The 22,248-nt window shown below is 58.5% G+C and carries 15 protein-coding genes; 4 read left to right on the top strand and 11 right to left on the bottom strand.

Features of this window, described 5'->3' with window-relative positions; genetic code table 11:
* Nucleotides 1-3 precede the first annotated feature (3 nt).
* Nucleotides 4-3,063: a formate dehydrogenase-N subunit alpha gene (gene fdnG / locus F7P80_RS12415; protein WP_151045098.1), complete on the bottom strand. Its 3,060-nt coding sequence runs from the start codon at nt 3,061-3,063 to the stop codon at nt 4-6.
* A gap of 359 nt (nt 3,064-3,422) precedes the next feature.
* On the opposite strand from fdnG, the gene mnmH reads away from it, so the two are divergent.
* Nucleotides 3,423-4,469 carry a tRNA 2-selenouridine(34) synthase MnmH gene (mnmH, locus tag F7P80_RS12410; protein ID WP_054066332.1) on the top strand — a complete coding sequence of 349 codons (1,047 nt, stop codon included), beginning with the start codon at nt 3,423-3,425 and terminating at the stop codon, nt 4,467-4,469.
* A 94-nt stretch (nt 4,470-4,563) separates the two neighbouring features.
* Here the strand turns inward: mnmH and F7P80_RS12405 are convergent, their stop codons facing one another.
* The 6 genes from F7P80_RS12405 to dapC all read right to left on the bottom strand — a co-directional run bounded on the left by F7P80_RS12405 (nt 4,564) and on the right by dapC (nt 12,212).
* Nucleotides 4,564-6,558, bottom strand: coding sequence for an ABC-F family ATP-binding cassette domain-containing protein (locus F7P80_RS12405; protein ID WP_151045096.1), 1,995 nt, complete (start codon nt 6,556-6,558; stop codon nt 4,564-4,566).
* A gap of 134 nt (nt 6,559-6,692) precedes the next feature.
* Nucleotides 6,693-7,622, bottom strand: coding sequence for a 50S ribosomal protein L3 N(5)-glutamine methyltransferase (prmB, locus tag F7P80_RS12400; RefSeq protein ID WP_054066334.1), 930 nt, complete (start codon nt 7,620-7,622; stop codon nt 6,693-6,695).
* On the bottom strand, nt 7,619-8,806 hold the full coding sequence (gene dapE / locus F7P80_RS12395) for a succinyl-diaminopimelate desuccinylase (RefSeq protein WP_151045094.1): 1,188 nt from the start codon (nt 8,804-8,806) through the stop codon (nt 7,619-7,621). The genes prmB and dapE overlap by 4 nt, the downstream gene beginning before the upstream one ends.
* Nucleotides 8,807-8,876: 70 nt before the next feature.
* On the bottom strand, nt 8,877-10,040 hold the full coding sequence (locus tag F7P80_RS12390; protein WP_054066336.1) for a PilT/PilU family type 4a pilus ATPase: 1,164 nt from the start codon (nt 10,038-10,040) through the stop codon (nt 8,877-8,879).
* 129 nt (nt 10,041-10,169) lie between these two features.
* A complete protein-coding gene (dapD, locus tag F7P80_RS12385; RefSeq protein ID WP_151045092.1) occupies nt 10,170-11,003 on the bottom strand; it encodes a 2,3,4,5-tetrahydropyridine-2,6-dicarboxylate N-succinyltransferase in 834 nt (277 codons plus the stop codon).
* A gap of 3 nt (nt 11,004-11,006) precedes the next feature.
* Complete coding sequence (gene dapC, locus F7P80_RS12380) at nt 11,007-12,212, bottom strand: succinyldiaminopimelate transaminase (protein WP_151045090.1); 1,206 nt, start codon at nt 12,210-12,212, stop codon at nt 11,007-11,009.
* A 198-nt stretch (nt 12,213-12,410) separates the two neighbouring features.
* On the opposite strand from dapC, the gene F7P80_RS12375 reads away from it, so the two are divergent.
* Nucleotides 12,411-13,964, top strand: coding sequence for a methyl-accepting chemotaxis protein (locus tag F7P80_RS12375; protein ID WP_077345042.1), 1,554 nt, complete (start codon nt 12,411-12,413; stop codon nt 13,962-13,964).
* Here the strand turns inward: F7P80_RS12375 and F7P80_RS12370 are convergent.
* The 3 genes from F7P80_RS12370 to dusA form a co-directional block, all read right to left on the bottom strand.
* A complete protein-coding gene (locus F7P80_RS12370) occupies nt 13,947-14,594 on the bottom strand; it encodes an RnfABCDGE type electron transport complex subunit B (protein ID WP_151045087.1) in 648 nt (215 codons plus the stop codon). The genes F7P80_RS12375 and F7P80_RS12370 overlap by 18 nt on opposite strands.
* A gap of 83 nt (nt 14,595-14,677) precedes the next feature.
* Entirely contained in the window at nt 14,678-16,009 is a 1,332-nt protein-coding gene (locus F7P80_RS12365) for a polyhydroxyalkanoate depolymerase (RefSeq protein WP_151045085.1), read from the bottom strand.
* A gap of 256 nt (nt 16,010-16,265) precedes the next feature.
* Nucleotides 16,266-17,231 carry a tRNA dihydrouridine(20/20a) synthase DusA gene (gene dusA / locus F7P80_RS12360; RefSeq protein ID WP_249041462.1) on the bottom strand — a complete coding sequence of 322 codons (966 nt, stop codon included), beginning with the start codon at nt 17,229-17,231 and terminating at the stop codon, nt 16,266-16,268.
* Nucleotides 17,232-17,748: 517 nt separating this feature from the next.
* Here dusA and F7P80_RS12355 point away from each other — a divergent pair.
* Both F7P80_RS12355 and F7P80_RS12350 read left to right on the top strand, forming a co-directional pair.
* Nucleotides 17,749-18,834 carry a porin gene (locus tag F7P80_RS12355; RefSeq protein ID WP_151045081.1) on the top strand — a complete coding sequence of 362 codons (1,086 nt, stop codon included), beginning with the start codon at nt 17,749-17,751 and terminating at the stop codon, nt 18,832-18,834.
* Nucleotides 18,835-18,879: 45 nt separating this feature from the next.
* Complete coding sequence (locus F7P80_RS12350) at nt 18,880-21,873, top strand: xanthine dehydrogenase family protein molybdopterin-binding subunit (RefSeq protein ID WP_211372033.1); 2,994 nt, start codon at nt 18,880-18,882, stop codon at nt 21,871-21,873.
* Nucleotides 21,874-21,932: 59 nt separating this feature from the next.
* On the opposite strand, the gene F7P80_RS12345 is transcribed toward F7P80_RS12350, so the two are convergent.
* A complete protein-coding gene (locus F7P80_RS12345) occupies nt 21,933-22,214 on the bottom strand; it encodes a hypothetical protein (protein WP_054065279.1) in 282 nt (93 codons plus the stop codon).
* Nucleotides 22,215-22,248 lie beyond the last annotated feature (34 nt).

Below are 22,248 nucleotides of genomic sequence, written 5' to 3'. Positions count from 1 at the left end.
TCCTTATGCCTTCTCAACCTTCACGAGGAAGGTCTTGGATTCAGGGGTTTGGCTGTTGGCATCACCAATCGAAGCAGTCAGGTTGTTGGCCAGATAGCCCTTACGACCTGTCGACGAGAAGCCCCAGTGGATGGGCACGCCCACCTGGTGGATGGTCTTGCCGTCGATCTGCAGAGGCTTGATGCGCTTGGTCACCACGGCAACTGCCTTCACGAAGCCACGCTTGGACGAGACCTTCACCATCTGGCTGTCTTCGATACCCAGTTCCTTGGCCAACGCTTCACCGATTTCCACGAACTGCTGTGGCTGAATGATGTTGTTCAGCTGCACGTGCTTGGTCCAGTAGTGGAAGTGCTCGGTCAAACGATAGGTCGTACCCACGTGCGGGAACTCTTCGGGCGAGCCCTGAGTGCCTTCGGTAGACTTCAAGATACGAGCAGCAGGGTTGATCACTGCCAGCTTGTTTTTGGGGTACATGGGGTTGTAGCCCAGTGGGTTGTCGAACGCTTCGTAGTGCGTTGGGAATGGACCGTCGTTCATGCCCTTGCGCGAGAAGAAGCGAGCCACGCCCTCGGGGTTCATGATGAACGGATTCACCACTTCAGGGTTGGCTGTCAGAGCGATGTCTGGTACGTCTGCACCGACCCACTTGCTGCCGTTCCATTCGATCAGAACACGGTTCGGATTGAATGGCTTGCCCTGGCGGTCAGCCGAGGCACGGTTGTACAGCACGCGGCGGTTAGCAGGCCATGCCCACGCCCAGTTCAGCGTATTGCCGATACCTGTTGGGTCGCTGTTGTCACGGCGAGCCATCTGATTGCCCGACGATGTCCAGCAGCCGGACCAGATCCAGCAACCGCCCACGGTCGAACCGTCATCACGCAGCTCTCCAAAGCCGCTCAGCTGTTCACCCGCCTTGCGGATGATGTTGCCGTTGGCATCCTTCAGGTCTACCAGTGCGCGACCGTTGTATTCCTTGGCGATTTCCTCGGAAGTAGGATGGTCTGCACGGGCGTAAGGCCACCACAGGTTGACGATAGGGTCAGGGAACTTGCCGCCTTCGGTTTCGTAAAGTTTCTTCAGACGCAGGTGCAGGCCCGACATGATGGCTATGTCGGTGCGGGCTTCTCCTGGAGGTTCGGAAGCCTTCCAGTGCCACTGCAGCACGCGCGAAGAGCTCACTACTGCACCGTCTTCTTCAGCGAAGCAGGTCGTAGGCAGACGGAACACTTCGGTCTGGATGGAGGCGCTGTCCACATCGTTGAACTCGCCGTAGCTCTTCCAGAACTCGGAAGTTTCTGTAACCAGCGGATCCATCACAACGAGGAACTTCAGCTTCTTCAAGCCTTCGCGCACGTTGTTGGAGTTGGCCAGAGCCGCCAGAGGGTTGAAGCCTTGGGCGATGTAGCCATTGACCTTGCCTTGCACCATCAGGTCGAAGATGCGCAGCATGTCGTACTGCATGTCCAGCTTGGGCAGATAGTCATAAGCCCAGTTGTTTTCCGCAGTTGCAGCAGGGCCCCACCACGCCTTCATCAAGCTCACATGGAACTTGGGCGTGTTCTGCCAGTAGTTCATCTGGCCGGGACGCAGCAGCTTAGGGGTGCGTGCAGCGATGTACTTGGAGTATTCCTGCTCAGCTTCGTTAGGCAGCGACAGGTAACCAGGCAGCGAAGCGGACAGAATACCCAGGTCGGTCAGGCCCTGAATGTTGGAGTGACCGCGCAGCGCGTTCATACCACCACCGGCCACACCGATGTTGCCGCACAGCAGCTGAATCATGGCGCCAGTACGCAGCATCTGTGCGCCGATGGTGTGCTGTGTCCAGCCCAGGGCGTACATGATGGTTGCAACACGGCCAGCTTGCGCTGTGGAAGCAAACTTTTCTGCAACGTGCAGGAACTTCTCCTTGGGCGTACCGCAGACGCTTTCCACCTTTTCAGGGGTGTAGGAAGCGTAATGGCGCTTGAGCCACTGGTACACGCAACGAGGGTGTTGCAGGGTGGGGTCCACCTTCACGAAGCCATCTTCGCCCAGTTCGTAATCCCACGAAGCCTTGTCGTAGGTACGAGTTTCAGGGTTGTAGCCCGAGAAGATACCTTCGTCGAACGCGAAGTCTTCACGCACGATGAACGAGAAGTCTGTGTAGTTCTTCACGTATTCGTGGTGGATCTTGTCGTTCGTCAACAGGTAGTTGATGATGCCTCCGAGGAACACGATGTCCGAGCCCGAACGGATAGGGGCATAGAAATCGGCCACAGCGGCAGAACGGTTAAAGCGGGGGTCAACTACCATGAAGTGCGCGTTGTTGTGCGCCTTCGCTTCGGTAACCCATTTGAAACCACAGGGGTGCGCTTCAGCAGCGTTACCGCCCATGATCAGGATGACATCAGCGTTCTTGATGTCAACCCAGTGATTTGTCATAGCGCCACGGCCAAATGTTGGGGCAAGACCTGCCACCGTTGGGCCGTGTCAGACACGTGCTTGGTTGTCCAGCGCCAGCAGACCCCAGGAACGGGCTACCTTGTGCGTGACATAACCGGCTTCGTTGCTGGAGGCCGAAGCCGCCAGCATGCCGGTAGTGACCCAACGGTTAACCGTTTGGCCCTTTTCATTCTTTTCGATGAAGTTGGCATCGCGGTCTTCCTTCAGAAGCTTTGCGATGCGATCCAGTGCTTCATCCCAGGAGATACGCTTCCACTCGCTGGAACCAGGAGCGCGGTACTCGGGGTACTGCAGGCGGCTGGGGCTGTGAACAAAGTCCAGCAGCGATGCGCCCTTGGGGCACAGTGTGCCGCGGTTCACTGGGTGATCTGGGTCACCTTCGACGTGAATGACGGACAGCTTGTTGTTGAGCGTGCCGTCGCCCATCGAATACATCAAAATGCCGCAGCCTACCGAGCAGTAAGTACACGTCTGGCGTGTCACTGTGGCGGCGGTCAACTTGTACTGGCGAACTTCCGCAAGTGCAGCAGTGGGCGAGAAACCCATTACCGCCAAGCTGGATGCTGCCAGACTTGAGCCAGTCACTTTCATGAACTGGCGTCTGGAGAATTGCACCATGGGGTTACCTTTTTAAAACTTGACGCTTGTGCGGCGCATTCTAGAGTTATGTCTCATACAAGACCACGTATAGACCTTTATCCGATACCGAAGACTGGAGAATGCAGCTCAATACTTACACGTTTTGAAATTAGGTATACATATGTAAATCCCTGAATTGCCTGTCAGGCTCAGTCTTACTTGCTGCGGCTTCCATAGCAGCCGGAGGTAATGCAGCGGCGAGGGGATTTGTGAATCCGTATGCTTGCGCCATACGGTTCATGGGTGTGTCGAGTTCGACCTTCCTTTTGTGTTTGCTGGGCTTTGAGATGTCGATCGTACGAAGTCTCAAGGGCCATATGAGAAGCGTTGACTAACTGATGTCCCATCGACAACCCGTGCGCGTCACGGAAATTGACAGCTACAGCACCATCATTGATGCCAGAACTCCAGCGGAATTCGAGCTCGATCACATCCCGGGCGCTATCAACTGCCCCGTGCTGAGCAACGAAGAACGCGTCACCATCGGCACGATTTACAAGCAGGTCAGCCCATTTGAAGCCAAGCGTCTGGGCGCTGCCATGGTGGCAGCCAACCTGTCCAAGCACCTGTACGAAACGTTTTCCGATAAGCCTGCCAACTGGAAACCGCTGGTCTATTGCTGGCGCGGGGGGCTGCGCAGCGGTTCCATGGTGACCTGGTTGCGTCTGGTGGGCTGGGATGCCCAGCAGCTGGCCGGTGGTTACAAGGCTTTCCGCCGTCAGGTGGTGGACGACATTGAATCCATCGTTCCACAGATGCAGATGCGTGTGCTCTGCGGAGCTACGGGCAGCGCCAAAACCCGCGTGCTGCATGCGCTGAAGCAGCTGGGCGAGCAGGTGATTGACCTGGAAGGGCTGGCGCGCCACAAGGGCTCCTTGCTCGGGAGTCTGCCTGGTGTTGCACAGCCCAGTCAGAAGCATTTCGAGACCTTGCTGGCTGGCGAGCTCAAGGCGCTGGACCTGAGCCGTCCCGTCTACCTGGAAGGCGAAAGCCCCAAGATTGGCCGCGTGGCACTGCCTCTGGTGCTGGTGCAGTGCATGCGCCAGTCGGCGGTGGTAGAGATTCAGGCCAGCGCCTCAGCGCGCCTGAGCTATCTGCTGCGCGACTATGCCTACCTGGGCGATGACGTAGAAAAGCTTTGTGAACGCCTGTCCTTCCTGAAGGAAATCCAGGGCAATGCCACCGTGACACGCTGGCAGGAATGGGCGCAGGCTCGTGCGTTGCCATCGTTGTTTGACGAGCTCATGCACCTGCATTACGACCCGCTGTACGAGCGCTCACAGTCCAAGCACTTTGTGCAGTGGGACCAACGCAGCTCATGGGAAGTGGATGACCTGAGTGATGCGGCGATTGAGCGCCTGGCTCAGTCCATTGCATCCGCATAAGCATAAGCACAGCACACAGGCGCAGCCCTGAGAGACTGTCCCTGTCAAGGGCCAGTCCAGTGACTGCCAAGCCGGTGGATGATCGGCCTGGCAGTCATTGGTTAAGCGCCCAGACCTGTGCTTGCTGGGTGAGCTGTTCGATCTCCTCGCTCAGCTCCAGCCAGCGCTCTTCCAGTGTGTCCAGCTCATCGCCCACCGCCTTGAGCCGCTTGCCGGCTTCAGCAATTTCTGCGGGTGGAATTTGCGTGGACAGCTTTTCTTCCAGCTGCGTTTTTTCTGCAGACAGCGCGGCCATTTTTTTGTCTACCTGCTCCAACTCTTTTTTCAGCGGCTTGGTTTTTTCCGCCAGCTGCTGGCGCGCCTGTGCGGCCAGACGCCGTGCTTCACGCTGATCCATCTGGGGTGCAGCCGCGTCCTGTGCAGGTGCATCGGCAGCGGCTGCCTGTAGCTCGGCATGCTTGGCTTCTTCGCGCAGGCGCTTGGACTCATCGAGCAGATAGCGCTGGTAGTCGTCCAGATCGCCGTCAAACGGGCCGACCACGCCGCGCCCCACCATCCAGAAGTCTTCACACACGGCGCGCAGCAGGTGGCGGTCGTGGGAGACCAGCATCACCGTGCCATCAAAGTCATTGATGGCCATGGCCAGTGCTTCGCGGGTAGCCAGGTCCAGGTGGTTGGTAGGCTCGTCCAGCAGCAGCAGGTTGGGGCGCTGCCAGACAATCATGGCCAGCACCAGGCGCGCCTTTTCGCCGCCGCTCATGCTGCCTACCTGTTGCTTGACCATGTCTCCGGTGAAATTGAAGGTGCCCAGCCAGTTGCGCAGGTCTTGCTCACGGCTGGCGGCAGGGGCATCGGCACCCAGATCCTTGGCCAAGCGCGTCATGTGCTGCAGCGGGTCTTCATCGGGGCGCAGTACGTCCAGTTCCTGCTGGGCAAAGTAGCCAATGTTCAGGCCCTTGCCCTCGGTGACCTTGCCGCCGAGCGCAGGCATGGTACGCGCAATGGTTTTGACCAGGGTCGATTTACCCTGTCCATTGGCACCCAGAATGCCGATGCGTTGACCGGCCAGCACCGAGCGGTTCACACCACGCAGGATGACGGTTTCATTGCCTGCATCGTCGGTGTAACCAAAGCTGGCATCGGTAATCGCCAGCATGGGGTTGGGTAGGTTGGCGGGCTCCTTGAATTCAAAGGTGAACTCGGCATCGGCCAGCACAGGTGCTACTTTTTCCATGCGCTCGATCTGCTTCATGCGGCTTTGGGCCTGTTTGGCTTTGGTGGCTTTGGCCTTGAAGCGGTCAATGAACTTTTGCAGGTGGGCAATCTTGTCCTGCTGCTTGTCAAAAGCAGCCTGCTGCAGCTCCAGCTGCTGGGCGCGCAGTTCTTCGTACTTGCTGTAGTTGCCGCCGTAGCGCGTGATCTTGCCGCTGGCCAGTTCAAAGGTAACGGAGGTGACGCCATCCAGAAACTCGCGGTCGTGCGAAATCACAATCATGGTGCCGGGGTAGCGCTTGAGCCAGGCTTCCAGCCAGACCAGGGCGTCCAGGTCCAGGTGGTTGGTGGGCTCGTCCAGCAGCAGCAGGTCCGAAGGGCACATCAGCGCGCGAGCCAGCTGCAAACGCATGCGCCAGCCGCCGGAGAAACTGTTGACCGGGTGCTCCAGCTCACTGGTCTTGAAACCCAATCCCAGAATCAGGGCCTGCGCACGCGCGGTGGCATCGTGGGCACCGGCATCGGCCAGGTCGGCGTGGGCCTGGGCAATGGCCATGCCGTCGCCAGAGGCTTCTGCGGCTTTCAGGCGCGCCTGCACTTCAGCCAGGCGTGTGTCGCCGTCCAGCACAAACTGTGTGGCAGATTCGTCGGTTTCTGGCATGTGCTGGGCCACCTGGGCCATGCGCCAGGTCGGAGGGATAAAAAAGTCGCCGCCGTCTTCATGCAGCGTGCCATTGAGCAGGGCAAACAGCGATGACTTGCCTGCCCCGTTGCGCCCCACCAGACCCACGTGCTCGCCGGGGTTGATGGTGGCATTGACGCTGTCGAGCACAACTTTGGTGCCACGGCGCAGGGTGACGTTTTTCAGGGTAATCATCGAGATTTGAGAAAAAAGCGCACCCGCAGATGTTGCAAATCATGCGGGTGTTAAAAATTTAATAGCTGCTAGCGCTTGCTGCATAAGCGCTAGAGGCCAAAAAGGCTTGAAATGATTCCAAGCTGGTGTGGAACTTATTGTGCCGTGCGCTGGGCATGGGCCAGCAGTTCCTGGCGTGTGACCAGCAGTACGGCATCTTCACCCACACTGGTGTCCAGCCAGTAGACCAGCATCTCGGGGAAGGCCGCTTCAAAGAAGGGGCGTTCATTGCCAATTTCCAGCACCAGCACGGCGTCTTCTGTCATGCAGGCAGGTGCATCGGCAAACAGCTGGCGGATAAAGTCCATGCCGTCTGTGCCACCGGCCAGCGCGAGTTCTGGCTCGGCCAGGTATTCGGCAGGCAGCTTGGACATGCTGTCGGCATTCACATAGGGCGGGTTGCACAGGATCAGGTCCCAGGGGCCGGGTACCTTAGACAGGCCATCGGTTTCCACCAGCGTCACGCGCTCCTGCAGACCGTGCTTGTCAACATTGATGCGGGCCACAGCCAGTGCATCCGTGGAAATATCCGCGCCGGTGACGTTGACCTCGGGGTAGGCCATGGCGGCCAGGCAGGCCAGCGAGCCGTTGCCCGTGCACAGGTCCAGCACGTTTTTGGTCTTGTCCGAGAGGAAGTGGTCGATGGATCCGTCGGCCAGCAGCTCTGCAATAAAGCTGCGTGGCACGATGGAGCGCTCGTCGATATAAAACGGCACGCCCATCAGCCAGGCTTCATTCGTCAAATAGGCCGCAGGCTTGCGTGTCTCGATACGCTCTTTAAAAAGCGTAGCTACCAGCGCTTGCTGCTCGGGCGTTACAGCCTGATTTTCTACAGAAGCTTCTTCGTCGCCCAGTGGAGCGTCGATAGGCAAGCCGAGCTTGAACAGCACCAGCCAGATGGCTTCTTCTTCGGCATTGCTGGTGCCATGGCCAAAGCCTACGCCAGCTTGTTCCAGGCATTGAGCGCCGGTTGTAATCAATTCACCCACGGTGTTGCCGTGGGGCAGGGTGTAAGCGTGGCTCATGCAGCGGCTCCTTGTTCCAGTGCAGCAGGCTGCAGGCGTGCGTGCAGGTTTTCCAGCACGCGGCGGTAAATGTTCTTCAGCGGTTCCACATCGGCGACGGCAATGTGCTCGTCGATCTTGTGGATGGTGGCGTTCGGTGGGCCGAGTTCTATCACCTGTGGGCAGACCTTGGCGATAAAGCGGCCATCGCTGGTGCCGCCGCTGGTCGAAAGCTCAGTCTCCAGCCCGGTTTCAGCGCGAATTGCTTGCTGTACAGCAGTGACCAGATCGCCAGGCGTGGTCAGGAAGGGCTCGCCAGACAGCGCCCAGGCCAGGTCATACTCCAGCGCATGCTTGTCCAGCACGGATTTGACGCGCTGCTTCAGGCTTTCGGCCGTGTTTTCCGAGCTGTAGCGGAAGTTGAAGTCAATCACGACTTCGCCAGGGATGACATTGGTCGCGCCCGTGCCGCCGTGCATATTGCTGATCTGCCAGCTGGTGGGCGGGAAAAACGCATTGCCCTGGTCCCACTCGATGCTGGCCAGTTCTGCCAGCGCAGGCAGGGCGTGGTGAATGGGGTTGCGAGCGAGTTGTGGGTAGGCGATATGGCCCTGAATGCCTTCCACGGTAAGGCGACCGCTCAGCGACCCGCGGCGGCCGTTTTTGATCATGTCGCCTGTCTGCTTCACTGCGGTAGGCTCGCCTACGATGCACCACTCCAGTGGCTCGCCACGTTCGCGCAGCGCTTCGACCACGATCTTGGTGCCATCATGGCCGGGGCCTTCTTCGTCGCTGGTCAGCAAGAAGGCAATATTCAACGGAGTCTCGGCGTTATCTGCCAAAAACTCTTCTGCCGCGACCACAAAGGCGGCAATCGATGTCTTCATGTCGCTGCTGCCGCGACCAAAGAGCTTGCCGTCTTGGTAGGTAGGGGTGAATGGCGGGTGGGACCATTGCTCGACAGGGCCTGTGGGCACCACATCGGTGTGGCCTGCAAAGACCAGGGTTTTGGCGTTGGGGTGCTGGCTGCGGCGGATAGCCCAGAGGTTGTGAACGCGGAAAGTGTCAGGGCCTCCGTCCAGACGTTCACAGGTAAAGCCCTGCGCGTGCAGGCGGTCGGCTAAAAGCTCCAGACAGCCCGCATCTTCAGGGGTGACGGAGGGGCGGCTGATCAATTGCTCAGCCAGTTGCAGGGTGCGAGACATAAAAGGAATCCAGACGAGACTGCAGCATACAACTGCAGTCTGTGCCCCCTGACAACTGTCACGGAGCTTTTCAGGTGTTGAGCAATGCGCTGTCAAACGCCGGCAGGGCCGGAACCGCAGAAGTCTCATCAGCAGGGGCGCGTACCTCCGTGCGGAGGGGCTGCACATTGCCTTGAGGTGCGTTTTGCAGGCGCCACATCAGGTTGGTGGGTGAGTCTGCGTTGGCCAAGCCTTCACTGCGCTCAATTGTGCCATTAGTGATGAGGCGCGCGATGTCTTCTTCAAAGGTCTGAGAGCCTTCGGCCATGGAATTTTCCATGTTGTCGCGCACACCGGAGAAGTCACCTTTCTCAATCAGCTCAGACACCAGTTTGGTGTTGAGCAGTACCTCAGTGGCTGGAACGCGTGAGCCAGTGGTCGTGCGCAGCAGGCGCTGGGTAATGATGGCTTTGAGGGATGAAGCCAGATCGCCCAGCATGGTGGCACGTACCTCTACGGGGTAGAAGCTCAGAATGCGGTTGAGTGCATGGTAAGAGTTGTTGCCGTGCAGGGTGGTCAGCACCAGGTGGCCAGACTGGGAGTAGGCAATGGCGGCAGACATGGTCTCGCGGTCGCGGATTTCGCCGATCAGAATCACGTCCGGTGCCTGGCGCAGCGCGTTTTTGAGCGCAGTCTGCAGTGACTGGGTGTCAGAGCCCACTTCACGCTGGTTGACGATGGAGCGCTTGTTTTTGAACTGAAATTCAATCGGGTCCTCAATCGTGAGGATATGGCCCGTTTTCTGTTCATTGCGGCTGTCGATCATCGCAGCCAGCGTGGTGCTCTTGCCCGAACCTGTTGCCCCGACGACCAGAATCAATCCACGCTTTTCCAGCACCAGCTGCTCCAGAATGGAAGGCAGCTGCAGGTCATGCAGTTTGGGGATTTGCTGGGAGATAAAGCGAATCACTACGGCAGTGGTGCCGCGCTGGCGCATGGCGCTGATACGAAAACGGCCTACGCCTTGCAGCGGAACGGCGATATTGAGCTCACCTGTTTCCTGCAGGGTTTCCATGTCTTGCGGTTTGACGACTTCGGCCAGCAAGGCGCGCGGGGTGTCTGGACTGAGCAGCTGGTTGTTGATGGGTACGCAGACACCATCAATCTTGATCAGTGCTGGCGAGCTTGCAGACAGATAAATGTCCGAAGCTTTTTTCTCCGCCATCAAGCGTAGCAAGCGCTCCATCATGCCCATAGGTTTACCCTCGCCTCATTGTTGTGTGAAACCAGAATGCCCCTGAGTGTGCAACAAAAAAACCAAGAAAAACGCCTAGGGCATACCTAGGCGTTTGAGGCGTATCAAGAGCGCAATGCGGCGCGTCTATCAGTCGCGCAGCAGGTCGTTCAGGCTGGTGGTGGAGCGTGTCTTGGCATCCACCGTCTTGACGATGATGGCTGCGTACATGGAGTAGTCCTTGCCGTCCTTGGTCTTCTTGGGCAGGTTGCCCGAGACCACCACGGAGCCCGCAGGTACGCGGCCGTAGCTGATTTCGCCGGTTTCGCGATTGAAGATGGGGGTGGACTGGCCGATGTACACGCCCATGGAGATCACGGAGTTTTCTTCCACGATCACGCCTTCCACGATTTCCGAGCGCGCACCAATGAAGCAGTTGTCTTCAATGATGGTGGGGTTGGCCTGCAGGGGCTCGAGCACGCCGCCCAGGCCCACGCCGCCGGACAGGTGCACGTTCTTGCCGACCTGGGCGCAGGAGCCCACGGTGGCCCAGGTGTCCACCATCGTGCCTTCATCCACATAGGCGCCGATGTTCACATAGGAAGGCATCAGGATGGCGCCCTTGGCGATGAAGGAGCCGCGGCGAGCCACGGCAGGAGGCACCACGCGCACGCCGGTGGCAGCGATGTCAGCCTCGCTCATGCCTTCGTACTTGGTAGGAACCTTGTCGAAGAAATTCAGATCACCGGCCTGCATCAGCTTGTTGTCATTCAGACGGAAAGACAGCAGCACGGCTTTCTTGAGCCACTGGTGCACGGTCCACTGACCGACAGCTTCACGGCTGGCGACGCGCAACTTACCGCTGTTCAGTGCGTTCAAGGCGAAGTCCACGGCTTCCACCACTTCCTTGGGGGCCGACTTGGCAGAAATTTCTGCGCGGTTGTCCCAGGCGGAGTCGATGATTTGTTGCAGTTGTTGGGTCATGGTCTATTTCAGTTTCTTTTGAATAAAGTCAGCGATGCGCTGCGCGGCTTCCACACACTCTGCAGTCTCTGCCACCAGAGCCAGACGCACGCGCTGCGCACCAGGGTTGTACCCATGCACGTTTCGTGCCAGATAGCTGCCTGGGAGCACGGTGACATTCGTGGATTCCAGCAGTTCGCGGGCGAACTCCGTGTCGCTCATGCCCAGTGCATCGGGAATGCGTGGCCACAGGTAAAAGCTGGCATCTGGCAGGCGCACGTCCATGACAGGCTCCAGAATAGGCATGACCGCCGCGAACTTTTCGCGGTACATGGCGCGGTTTTCCTGCACATGGGCTTCGTCCGACCATGCGGCCATCGACGCATGCTGGATAGGCAGGCCCATGGCGCCACCGTGGTAGGTGCGGTAGAGCAGAAAAGATTTCAGCAGCTGGGCATCACCCGCCACAAAGCCGCTGCGCAGACCGGGCACGTTGGAGCGCTTGGACAGGCTGGTAAAAGCTACGATGTTGCGGTAGTCGGTGCGCCCCAGTTTGACGGCGGCTTCCAGGCCACCCAGCGGCGGCTCATCGCGGAAATAGATTTCGCTATAGCACTCGTCTGAGGCAATCACAAAACCGTACCTGTCAGACAGGTCAAACAGCTTTTGCCATTCATCCAGCGGCATGACCGCACCCGTGGGGTTACCGGGCGAGCATACATAGATCAGCTGCGTCTTGGCCCAGACATCGGCAGGCACGCTGTCCCAGTCCACGGCGAAGTTACGCGCCGGGTCGCTCGGCACAAAGCAGGGCTGGGCACCGGCCAGCAGGGTGGCCCCTTCATAGATTTGATAGAAGGGATTGGGGCACAGCACGGTAGCGCCGGGCTGGGTGGGGTCAATGATGGTCTGGGCAAATGAGAACAGCGCCTCGCGCGAACCATTGACAGGCAAGATCTGCGTGGCGGCATCCACGGCAATGCCATAGCGGCGCTGCAGCCAGTGGCTGCAGGCCTGGCGCAGCTCCATGGAACCCGCTGTGGCAGGGTAGCTGGCAAGCCCGTCCAGATGGGCGGTCAGCTGTTCGGTAAGAAAGTGGGGCGTGGCATGGCGAGGCTCACCAATACCCAGGCTGATAGGTCTCAGATGCGAGGGAAGGGTGACCCCCGCAAACAGTTGACGCAGCCGTTCAAATGGATAAGGCTGTAAGTGTTGGAGCAGGGGATTCATGATCCGCACATTATGGGATATCAATACAAGCGCTCATGCGCATCATGCGTAAATTTGCATTCTAAATGCAAAAAAAGCATGAATGCAGCATTGGCTTGCTTGAGGATTACGTGCCCGGCTAGGAAAACTCCTGAGGCAGCGCCAGCACCATGGGATTACAAACTTTGGGGTCAATACCAATCAAAGGCGAGGGCGGAGATGCTGTGGATCTTGAGGCGCTGCAAGCTGGCAGGAAAACTGGGCTGTGTAGCTGTGAGTGGGCTGGCGGCCATGGCTGCCTTATGGGCAACGGCGGTTTTTTCACAGAACGTGGCGCTGCAAGGGGCGGTGGCTGCGGCAGGTGGATTGCTCTTCCTGTTTGTGCTCTATAGCGTCTATCGCAATTTTTCGTATGAGGTGGCACGTCTGCTCAAGGCCATGGACAAGGCGGCGCATGGCGATCTGACCCACCGCATCACAGCCAGCAGCAAGGATGAACTCGGCGAGATGGCACGTCTGCTGGACAGCATGGTGGTGGCGCTGTCCAGCATGGTGGCGGAAATTCGCAGCAATGCCGCACTGGTGACACAGGCCGGGCATGCACTCACGCAGGATAACCAGGCCCTGGCGGAGCGTACCGAGCTGCAGGCCAGCAATGTGACGCAGACCGTGGTGAGCGTGGAGCAGGTGACCGCTGTGGTGCAGAACAATGCCGAGGCGGCTGTGGCGGCAGACCGATACACCACCCAGCTGCGCCAGGTCGTGGAGCAGGGCAGCGGTGTCATGGAACAGGCGGTGCACTCTGTGGAAGCGATTGAGCGCAGCGCAGACCGTATGTCCGAGATCATTGCCGTGATTGATGGCATCGCCTTTCAGACGAATATCCTCGCCCTCAATGCGGCGGTGGAAGCAGCGCGCGCAGGAGAGCAGGGGCGGGGTTTTGCCGTGGTGGCCTCTGAAGTGCGCAGCCTGGCACAGCGCTCCTCCGAGGCAGCGCGGGAGATCCGGCATCTGATTCAGGACTCCATAGAGCAGGTGGCCAGCAGTACCCGGCTGATTCGCCAGGCAGGCGCTGGCATGCAACAGGTGGCCCAGGGCATTCGCCAGGTCGCGGGTCATGTGGAGGCCATATCCGGCTCAGGGCAGGCGCAGGACATGGGGCTGGCGCAGATCCAGCAGGCCGTGCATGGCATTGACCGTGTCACGCAGGAAAACGCGCAAATGGTACGCAGTGTGGTGCAGGAGGCACAGGCGCTGGAGCAGCGTGCGGAGACCCTGTCGCGGGTGGTGGAGCGCTTTCGCCTGCAGCAGGGCACGGCAGTAGAGGCCGAAGCACTGGTGCAGCGCGCCGTGGCTTTGCGGCGCCTGGGCATGCCGCTGCAGCAGTACTGGGAGGCCCTGTCAGACCCGCAGCAGCCCTTCCATGACCGGGACATGTATGTCTTTGTGCTTGATGCCAGTGGCCGCTACCTGGCCTTTGGAGGCCATCCCGAGAAATGCGGTAGCCGCGTGCAGGATGTGTCTGGCGTAGATGGCGATGCCCTGCTGGCAGCCATCGTGGCGCAGGCCGAACAGGGCGCTGGCTGGGTGGAGTACGACATTACCAATCCCACGACAGGCAAAGTGCAGACCAAGATGTCCTACGTGTGCAAGCAGGATGGGGTGTACCTGGGCTGCGGGGTCTACAAGAGCTTTGTGGGAGATGGCGCGCCGCAGAGCCAGGCACAGGCAGCCACCCCGCGCCAGAAGCTTCCATCAGTTGCTCTTGCGTAGCTGGCGTGCCTTGGCCAGCGCCGCAGCAATGGCGGCCTTTTTGTCAGGCACGACTTCAGGGACAGGCGCGGCAGCCTGGGCGTTGGGCGCAGTAACCGTTGGCTGGCTGCGTGCCAGACGCTGCTGGTGGGCGTGGTAGCGCTGGCGGGCGTGCTCGGCCTGCTGGGCAGACCAGGCGTCCCAGCCGGTGCGCTCGCCACTGACGACGTCCAGAGAAATACAGTCCACAGGGCAGACAGGAATACACAGTTCACAGCCTGTGCAGTGCTGCGGGATCACGCTGTGCATGCGCTTGTTCGCACCCAGAATGGCATCGGTCGGGCAGGCCTTGATGCACAGCGTGCAGCCTATGCACCAGTCTTCGTCAATGTGCGCTACGGTCAGCGGCCCTTCAATGCCAAATTTGTGGTTGAGCGGCTCAGCGGGGCGGCCGGTAATGGCGGCCAGGCGGGCAATGCCTGCTTCGCCACCGGGCGGGCACTGGTTGATGGGCGCGCCTTCGCTGGCAATGGCTTGGGCATAGCTGGCGCAATCAGGGTAGCCGCAGCGCTGGCATTGCGTCTGTGGCAGGGCAGCATCAATGGAAAAAGCCAGTCCTGTCAGGGCTGGCTTGGTAGGTGTCTCAGGCATGCAGTTTTCAGCAACGACCGTGGCGGCACAGGCAGTCCCGCGCCGGTGGATGGGGCTTGTAAGAGGCCAGAGTGTCGCGCAAATCAGCGTGGTATGTCAGCTTCGGCCACATATTCCCCTTGCTGCAGGGGATCGGGCCTGTCAGTGGAGGCAGGCTGGTGGGCATAGATAAAGCCGCGCACCTTGGGGTAGACCATGTCGCGCCAGCGGCGACCGCTGAAGATGCCGTAGTGCCCCGCGCCGATCACGTCATAGCGCAGCCGCATATCGTTGGGAATGCCTGCACACAGGTCGTGGGCGGCGTGGGTCTGGCCGGAGCCGGAGATATCGTCCAACTCCCCTTCAATCGTCAAGAGCGCCGTGGTCTTGATGTCTTCAGGCTTGACGCGCTCGATCGTGCCATCGGGTGCGCGTACCTCCCAGGTGCCGTTGACCAGCTTGAACTCCTGGAACACGGTTTCAATCGTCTCCAGATAGTAGTGGGCATCCATGTCGAGCACGGCGTTGTATTCGTCGTAGAACTTGCGGTGCTGCTCGGCGCTGGCGTCATCGCCCTGGACCAGGTTCTTGAAATAGTCGTAGTGGCTGCTGGCGTGGCGGTTGGGGTTCATGGCCACAAAGCCTGTGTACTGCAAAAAGCCAGGGTAGACGCGCCGACCTGCACCGGGGTAATTGCTGGGCACGCGATAGATCACATTGTTTTCGAACCACTCAAAGCTGCGCTGTGTGGCCAGATCATTGACGGCGGTGGGTGAGCGGCGTGCATCAATGGGGCCGCCCATCATGGTCATGGACAGCGGGGTGGTCTCGCCACGGCTGGCCATCAGCGAAATGGCGGCCAGCACAGGCACCGTGGGCTGGCAGACGCTGATGACGTGGCAGTTACCGTACTGTTTTTGCAGATAGCGGATGAAGTCCTGCACGTAGTTGATGTAGTCGTCCAGGTGGAAGTCACCTTCTTCCAGTGGCACCTGGCGTGCGTTTTTCCAGTCCGTGATAAAGACTTTGTGGTCGCTGAGCAGGCTTTTCACGGTGTCGCGCAGCAAGGTGGCGTAGTGCCCGGACAGGGGGGCGACTACCAGAACGGGCGGATGCTGCAGTAAGGCATACAGCGTTGCCGGATCGTCCGAAAAACGCTTGAAGCGGCGCAACTCACAAAACGGCTTATCGATTTCGACGCGCTCCAAAATCGTGACATTGACGCCATGGACAGGCACGGACTGAATGTCGAACTGCGGCTTTTCATAGCCTTTGCCCAGGCGGTAAAACAGATCAAAACCAGCCACCATGCGCTGCGAAAAAGGCATCTGCGACAGCGGCAGCAAGGGGTTGCTGTAGAGCTTGGACGTAGCCTGAACGAAGTCGGCAAAGGGTTCAATCAGCGCACGCTGGGTTTCATAGATCTGGTAGAGCATAGTGAGGTCCGCTGCTAAATGTTGCAGTGCAATATAAAGCACGGGCGGTCACTTTGGAACTCTCAATTTCTGCAGATGCAGTCGCTGCGGTGACAGGCTGTCTGTAGGTGTACACCATGCCGCTTGGGAAGGTATAAAAAATAATAGCTGCCAGCGCATGTTTTATAAGCATTTCAAATGCATACCTATCTGAAATGCTTCATTTGCAAGCGCTGGCAGCTATGTTTTTAGAGGACTTTGAGCCCTTCAGCGGGATTTACTGGGCTTCAGCGGTCGATGGCTTGGTGTTGGCAATGGCCGAGACTTCGCTGGCGGGCAGATGCTTGAGGCGGTGGTCACTCCACACTTGACGCCAGCGGCGCGCACCGGGCAGACCGTGGCGCAGGCCGAGCATGTGGCGTGCAATGGCATACCAGTGCGTATCGTGCTCGCGCGCTTCACGTTCCATGTATGCAACCATGGCGCGTTCCACATCCATGTGGGTCAGCTCTGAAGGTTCCGCGCCAAAATACAGCTCATCCCAGCGGGAGAGCCACCAGGGGTTGTGATAGGCCTCGCGGCCAATCATCACGCCATCAACGGCCTGCAGTTGCTGCTGCACCACTTCGTCGGTCTTGATGCCGCCGTTGATGGCAATCGTCAGATGCGGAAATTCGCGCTTGAGCTGGGCCACGATTTCATAGCGCAGCGGTGGAATGTCGCGGTTTTCCTTGGGCGACAGGCCCTGTAGCCAGGCGTTGCGTGCATGCACGATAAAGGTGTCGCACCCTGCTTCAGCCACCGTGCCCACAAAGTCACGCACAAAGTCGTAGCTCTCAATCTTGTCGATGCCAATGCGGTGTTTGACGGTCACTGGCACATCGACCACATCACGCATGGCCTTGACGCAGTCGGCCACCAGCGGGGCTTCGTTCATCAGGCAGGCACCGAAGGCACCGCGCTGCACGCGCTCACTGGGGCAGCCGCAGTTGAGGTTGATCTCGTCATAGCCCCAGTCCTGACCAATCTTGGCGGCCTTGGCCAGATCGGCAGGCTCACTGCCGCCCAGCTGCAGGGCAACGGGGTGCTCTTCCTCATTGAAGCGCAGATGGCGTGCCACATCGCCGTGGATGAGGGCGCCCGTGGTGATCATCTCGGTATAGAGCAGAGTGTGCTTGCTCAGCAGACGGTGCAGGTAGCGGCAATGTCGGTCGGTCCAATCCAGCATCGGCGCAACGCTCATGCGTGGATAAGGCTTAACTTCTTGATTTGTATTGGTTTCTTTGGAATTCATTGGCATTTTTGGCGGTCTGTAGCACCGTCTGTAGCACCCCAAAAAACGCCAAATTCCCCGTCTTTTTGGAGTTCAGAATGGAGCAACTGCGTATACGGCACAGGTATGCGGCACAGGTTCGCCTTCAAGAGCAGGGCGTTATTGTGCCCAGACAGACAACGGTTTTCAGAAACAAGGCTTTGTCTGAAGCATGGCGATGCTTGGGTGGCATGCGGGGCATGGTCTTGAGGCGGGTAAAGCTTCAAGGCAATGAAGTTTCAAAGTGAATGTGCCGCTGAAGTGCTTGATATGTCACAAGTTATGGGGGCAGCCCCTTGAAATCGAATTTTTACTACATGAAGCGAAATAGCATGCTCCTATAGTTGGCCAAAGAATCTTGGCAGATTCCCGTGAGAACTGAGCGACCATCGCCAATACCCAGTTTGAATTTTGCCGCATTGATTCAGCACCAAAGAGAGAGGAATGCATGAAAAAAATATTGCTCGGCATGGCGTGCATCACAGGTTTTTGGGCAGGCACTGCATCTGCACAAAGCTCGATCACCTTGTTTGGCTATGTGGATGCCGCTTATGGGTTTCAGACCTGGAAAAACAAATCAGAGGGTGTGAAGGTGCACCAATCTGGCTTGTTCAACGGCATCTGGAATAGCAACGCTTGGGGGATCAAGGGCAAGGAAGATCTGGGTCAAGGCTTGACGGCCAGTTTTGAGCTGGAAAGCGGGTTCAATGTGCTCAATGGCAGCACTTCCAGCAACCATTACTTCAAAACGGCATGGGTCGGCCTGTCCAGCAACGAGTGGGGGCGTGTGCGCATGGGGCGCGTGGGTAATGCGATCCAAGAGTACGCCAGTTTTATTGCCGGCATCTCTGACGAAGAAAACTTTGCGGATATTGAAAATATCTTCAGCGCTGCCGGCTCCAATAAAGCCAACAACACCATTGTCTATAAATCTCCAACATTCAGCGGTGTGGATTTCTCGGTGGGCTACTCCTTTGATACCAAGGGCTCATCCGGCACAAGCAATGATGAAAAAATCAAGCTGATTACCAGTGCTATTGGATATAGCAAAGGCCCGCTGACACTGAGCCTGGGTTATGACCGCCTGCACTCCAGCGCATGGGCCAAAAATGTCCACTCCTGGGTGGCGGTGGCCGGTTATGAGCTTAAATCGGTGTCGCTGGGGGCTGCGGTGGGGCAGGACATCAATGGCCGCCAGTCGTCGCTGAGTTCCTATCTGTCCAACCCAGCTTTTGCGACCTGGGGCTCAGGCTATGTGCCAGACTTTAAAACCACGGGTTTGACTTTCAATGCCACCGTGCCTGTTGGTACGGCTGCCAGCGTGATGGTGGGCTGGAGCGGCTCTCGTGCAAGCAGCGGCTTTCACAACGCCTATAACCTGGACAAACGCCAGCAGAACATCTATAGCGCTGGATATACCTACAACCTTTCCAAGCGCACCTCGTTCTACGTCATAGCAGCCTATGCAACGGGTTTTGCTTTCCAGAACGTCACCGCACAGCAAATGTTTGCAGGCCTGGACCATAGTTTCTAAGCACTGCAGCGCAACATCATTTCAGTCGATTTCAGGAGCAGGCACGTGGCAAGTACCCACCCCAATGGATTTTCTCGTCGGGACTTTATCAAGCTAGGTACTGTGGGCGGTATCACCTTGCTGCTGGGGCGCCTGCCAACAGCGCAGGCGGTGGAAGTCAACTCAGGCCCAAGTCCCACAGACTGGATGGGCAGCAATGGCAAGCCCAAATTCCGCTGGGATGCCATCCGCAAAGTGACGGGTGAGAAGAATTTCTCTTTTGACTTCCGGGCCAAGGACTTGCCGGGCTGGCCAGAACAGCAGGGCTATGCCTTCATGCTCAAGGCCACGGATGCGGAGCATCGCTTTGAAGGCATTGATCTATCCGTGCTGGGCGCTGATTTGCAGCCAGACCGGCTGCTGCTGCAAAAAGACCTGGCAGACAAAGGCCTGCAAGCACCAGACAGCATGGGCAAGGGCTTTTATGGCGAACATATTCTGCTGCCGGTTGGTGAAACAGCGCCGCTCTTGGGGCACCCTGTTGCCATCCTGTTTTACAAGGATTTTGACCGTTTCCAGGCCGCAAAGCGCGCACTGCTTTTTGAGAAAAGTGCGGTCAAGTACGGAGAGTTCACAGGCCCCAAGCCTCCAGCAAATTACGGTGCAGGCCGCTTTGTGCGTATAGGTGGGGCGCAGCCTTACGAAGCACCATTGTTCGCGCCTTTCCAGAACGGCTCCATCAAAGGTGCTTTTGATGGCAACGAGGTGGTATGGCCGCCTTTTACGCCGGACCGCGAACTCTTCATGCCCGAGGTCATCAAGCGCAAGCGTGGCAGCGGCTTTGAGGACTCCCTGCATGCATCCAGCCTGGATCCAACCGTGGCAGAGCAGGCCATGGATGCCGCCATGCTGATTGCGGATGAGATCGAGCAAGCACGCAACAACCCAGACAAGCTGGTGCTGGCGCGCCGTGGTTTTTCACAGTCCATCGACCCATGTGCCATGGAGCCCGATAACTGCACGGCCTGGTATGACGCCAAAAACCGCAGCCTGTACATCATGACGGCGACCCAGTCACCTGCAGGTGTGGCCAGCGGCGCGGCAGCCATGGTCAAAGACAATAGCCAGGCGCCTGTGGAGCGCATCATTTTGCTGACGGGTTCCACCGTTGGCTATGGCTCCAAAGACTATTCGGTGTTCCCGTACTACGCGATTGCGGCCTGCCTGTATAGCGACGGTATGCCAGTGCGTATGGCCAACAATCGTTACGAGCAGTTCCAGCTGGGCATGAAGCGCCATTCCATCGAGATGGACGTGACCATTACCGCAGATCGCAAGACCGGTAAGTTCGAGGTGCTCAAAGGTGCCTACGTGTGCAATGGCGGAGGCCGCGAAAACCTGTCGGTGGCGGTGTCACACGTGGCGGCGCGTGGGGCGCAGTCCATCTACTACTTTCCAAAATCTGATCTGACCGCCGTGGCGCTGGCCACCCGCGCGGTGGAGGCAGGCTCCATGCGGGGCTTTGGCTCCTTGCAGTCGTTGAGCGTTACCGAGGTGATGGTCGACGAGATCGCTGGGGAACTGGGGCTGGACCCTATCGAGCTGCGCCGGCGCAATGCCTTGCGTGAAGGTTGGCAGAACACACAAGGGGGCGTGCAGGCGGGTGATCCGCGCTTGCTGGAGATGCTGGATCTGGCAGCGAAGCACCCTTTGTGGGTCAATCGCCAGAAAGCCAAGGCGGATTTTGAGGCGGCCAACCCCGGCAAGCGCTATGGCGTTGGTTTTGCGCAGGTGCAGCAAGTCTATGGCTCCAGCGGTGACCCCAGCATTCTGGTGCTGGAGTTTGACAGCAACGGCAAGCTGAGCATGCGCCATTGCGTGCAGGAAATTGGCACGGGCGCGACGACGGCACAGCAGGTCATGGTGTGGCAAGCGCTGGGCAAAGCGCCGGACGAAGTGGAGTTTGGCGTGACGGAGTTTCCGGAACTACCACTGACCAGTGCCTGGGCTGACCAGAAGCTGCAGGATGAGTACTCCAAGAACAATCCTTACTGGGTGCCATCCATCGTGCCGGATATGAGTTCGTCGTCGAGCGTGTATTACATCGGCTTTGCCACGCGCCAGGCAGCACGCTTTTTGCTGGAGTTCACCTTGTGGCCTGCAGCGCGTGCGATCTGGAGCGAGGGGGCAGGCGGTGGCGCCATGTCCAGCTTCAATGTGCAGTTGGCTGATCTGCGCATTGGCCCAGATGGCTTGGGGGGCGCTGGTATGAAGCCAATTGCCTTTGAGCAGCTGGCCCGCAAGGCCCACGAAATGGGCCTGATCACCGGGGTGGCCGTGCATACCTACAGCCGCTGGGAATGGGCGCGGGCAGAATTTGATATCCCGGGCGTGGGCTTGCGCAACCTGCCCATTGATGCGCTGGCCGTGCGCTATGGCGATGGCGCGCCTGCTGCGCTGAAAAACCGCATGACCGTAGCCGGATATGACTTTATCAAGCGCAAGAGTGCCACCTATCCTCCCACGCAGCGCAGCAGCGCTGGGCCCACCACTTATACGCCTGCATCCTATATCGTTGAGCTGAATGTGAACACTTTTACGGGACAGGTGCAGGTGATGAGTCACCATGGGCTGATGGATCCGGGAACCATGATTGTTCCGGAGCTGGTTTCCGGGCAGCTGCAGGGCGGCGCAGCCATGGGGATTGGCCATGCGCTGATGGAAGAGCTGCCGCTTTATGAAGACGGTCCGGGCAATGGCACCTGGAACTTCAACCGCTACACGCTGCCACGCGCCAGAGATGTGGCGGTGTGGACGCAAACCGCAGACTACTTGCCGCCCTTGTCAGAAACATCGCCGCCCAAGGGGCTGGCAGAGCTGGGCATGGTGCCCATGGTGGCTGCGGTCAGCAATGCGCTCAGCCATGCAGTGGGCAAGCGCTTTTATCACTACCCTGTCACGCCGCAAAAAATCAAGGAAGCGCTGTCGCAAACAGCCAGTTCTGTGGTTTCGGGAGAAGCCTTGCGCGAGCAGCAGGCGCAAGCTACGGCGAATCAGTAAGCAGGAGATCTGGGGCAAAGGGCAGCTTGATGGCTGGTGAAGCATCAGCTGCCTGAATCCTATGGATTAATGTTCCATTTCTTCTTGAAGTCGTATTCAAGCTGCTCACACTGGCCCGGTGTGAACTGTGGTGGCGTGTCTTCCTTGGGGCCTTTTTCGCGCTCTTTCCAGCACAGGCGAATGGTTTCACGCTCCACCCACTGCTGCTCTTTGGCAGGAGAGAGGTTGAACAGAATCTGGCTGCCCAGCATCAGAATGGCAAACAGGGCCACAGGTGTTCCAATGATCCAGAAAACCAGTTTGGGCCGTGGCATGGCCTTGTCGGGCTGTGGTGTAGACATAAGTGTGAAGTCCTGAACTGTGGGCCAGAGTAGG

Origin of the sequence: Comamonas kerstersii, assembly GCF_008801935.1 — a bacterium.
In the GTDB taxonomy this organism is placed as follows: domain Bacteria; phylum Pseudomonadota; class Gammaproteobacteria; order Burkholderiales; family Burkholderiaceae_C; genus Comamonas; species Comamonas kerstersii.
This window is presented reverse-complemented; position numbering and strand designations above follow the sequence as displayed.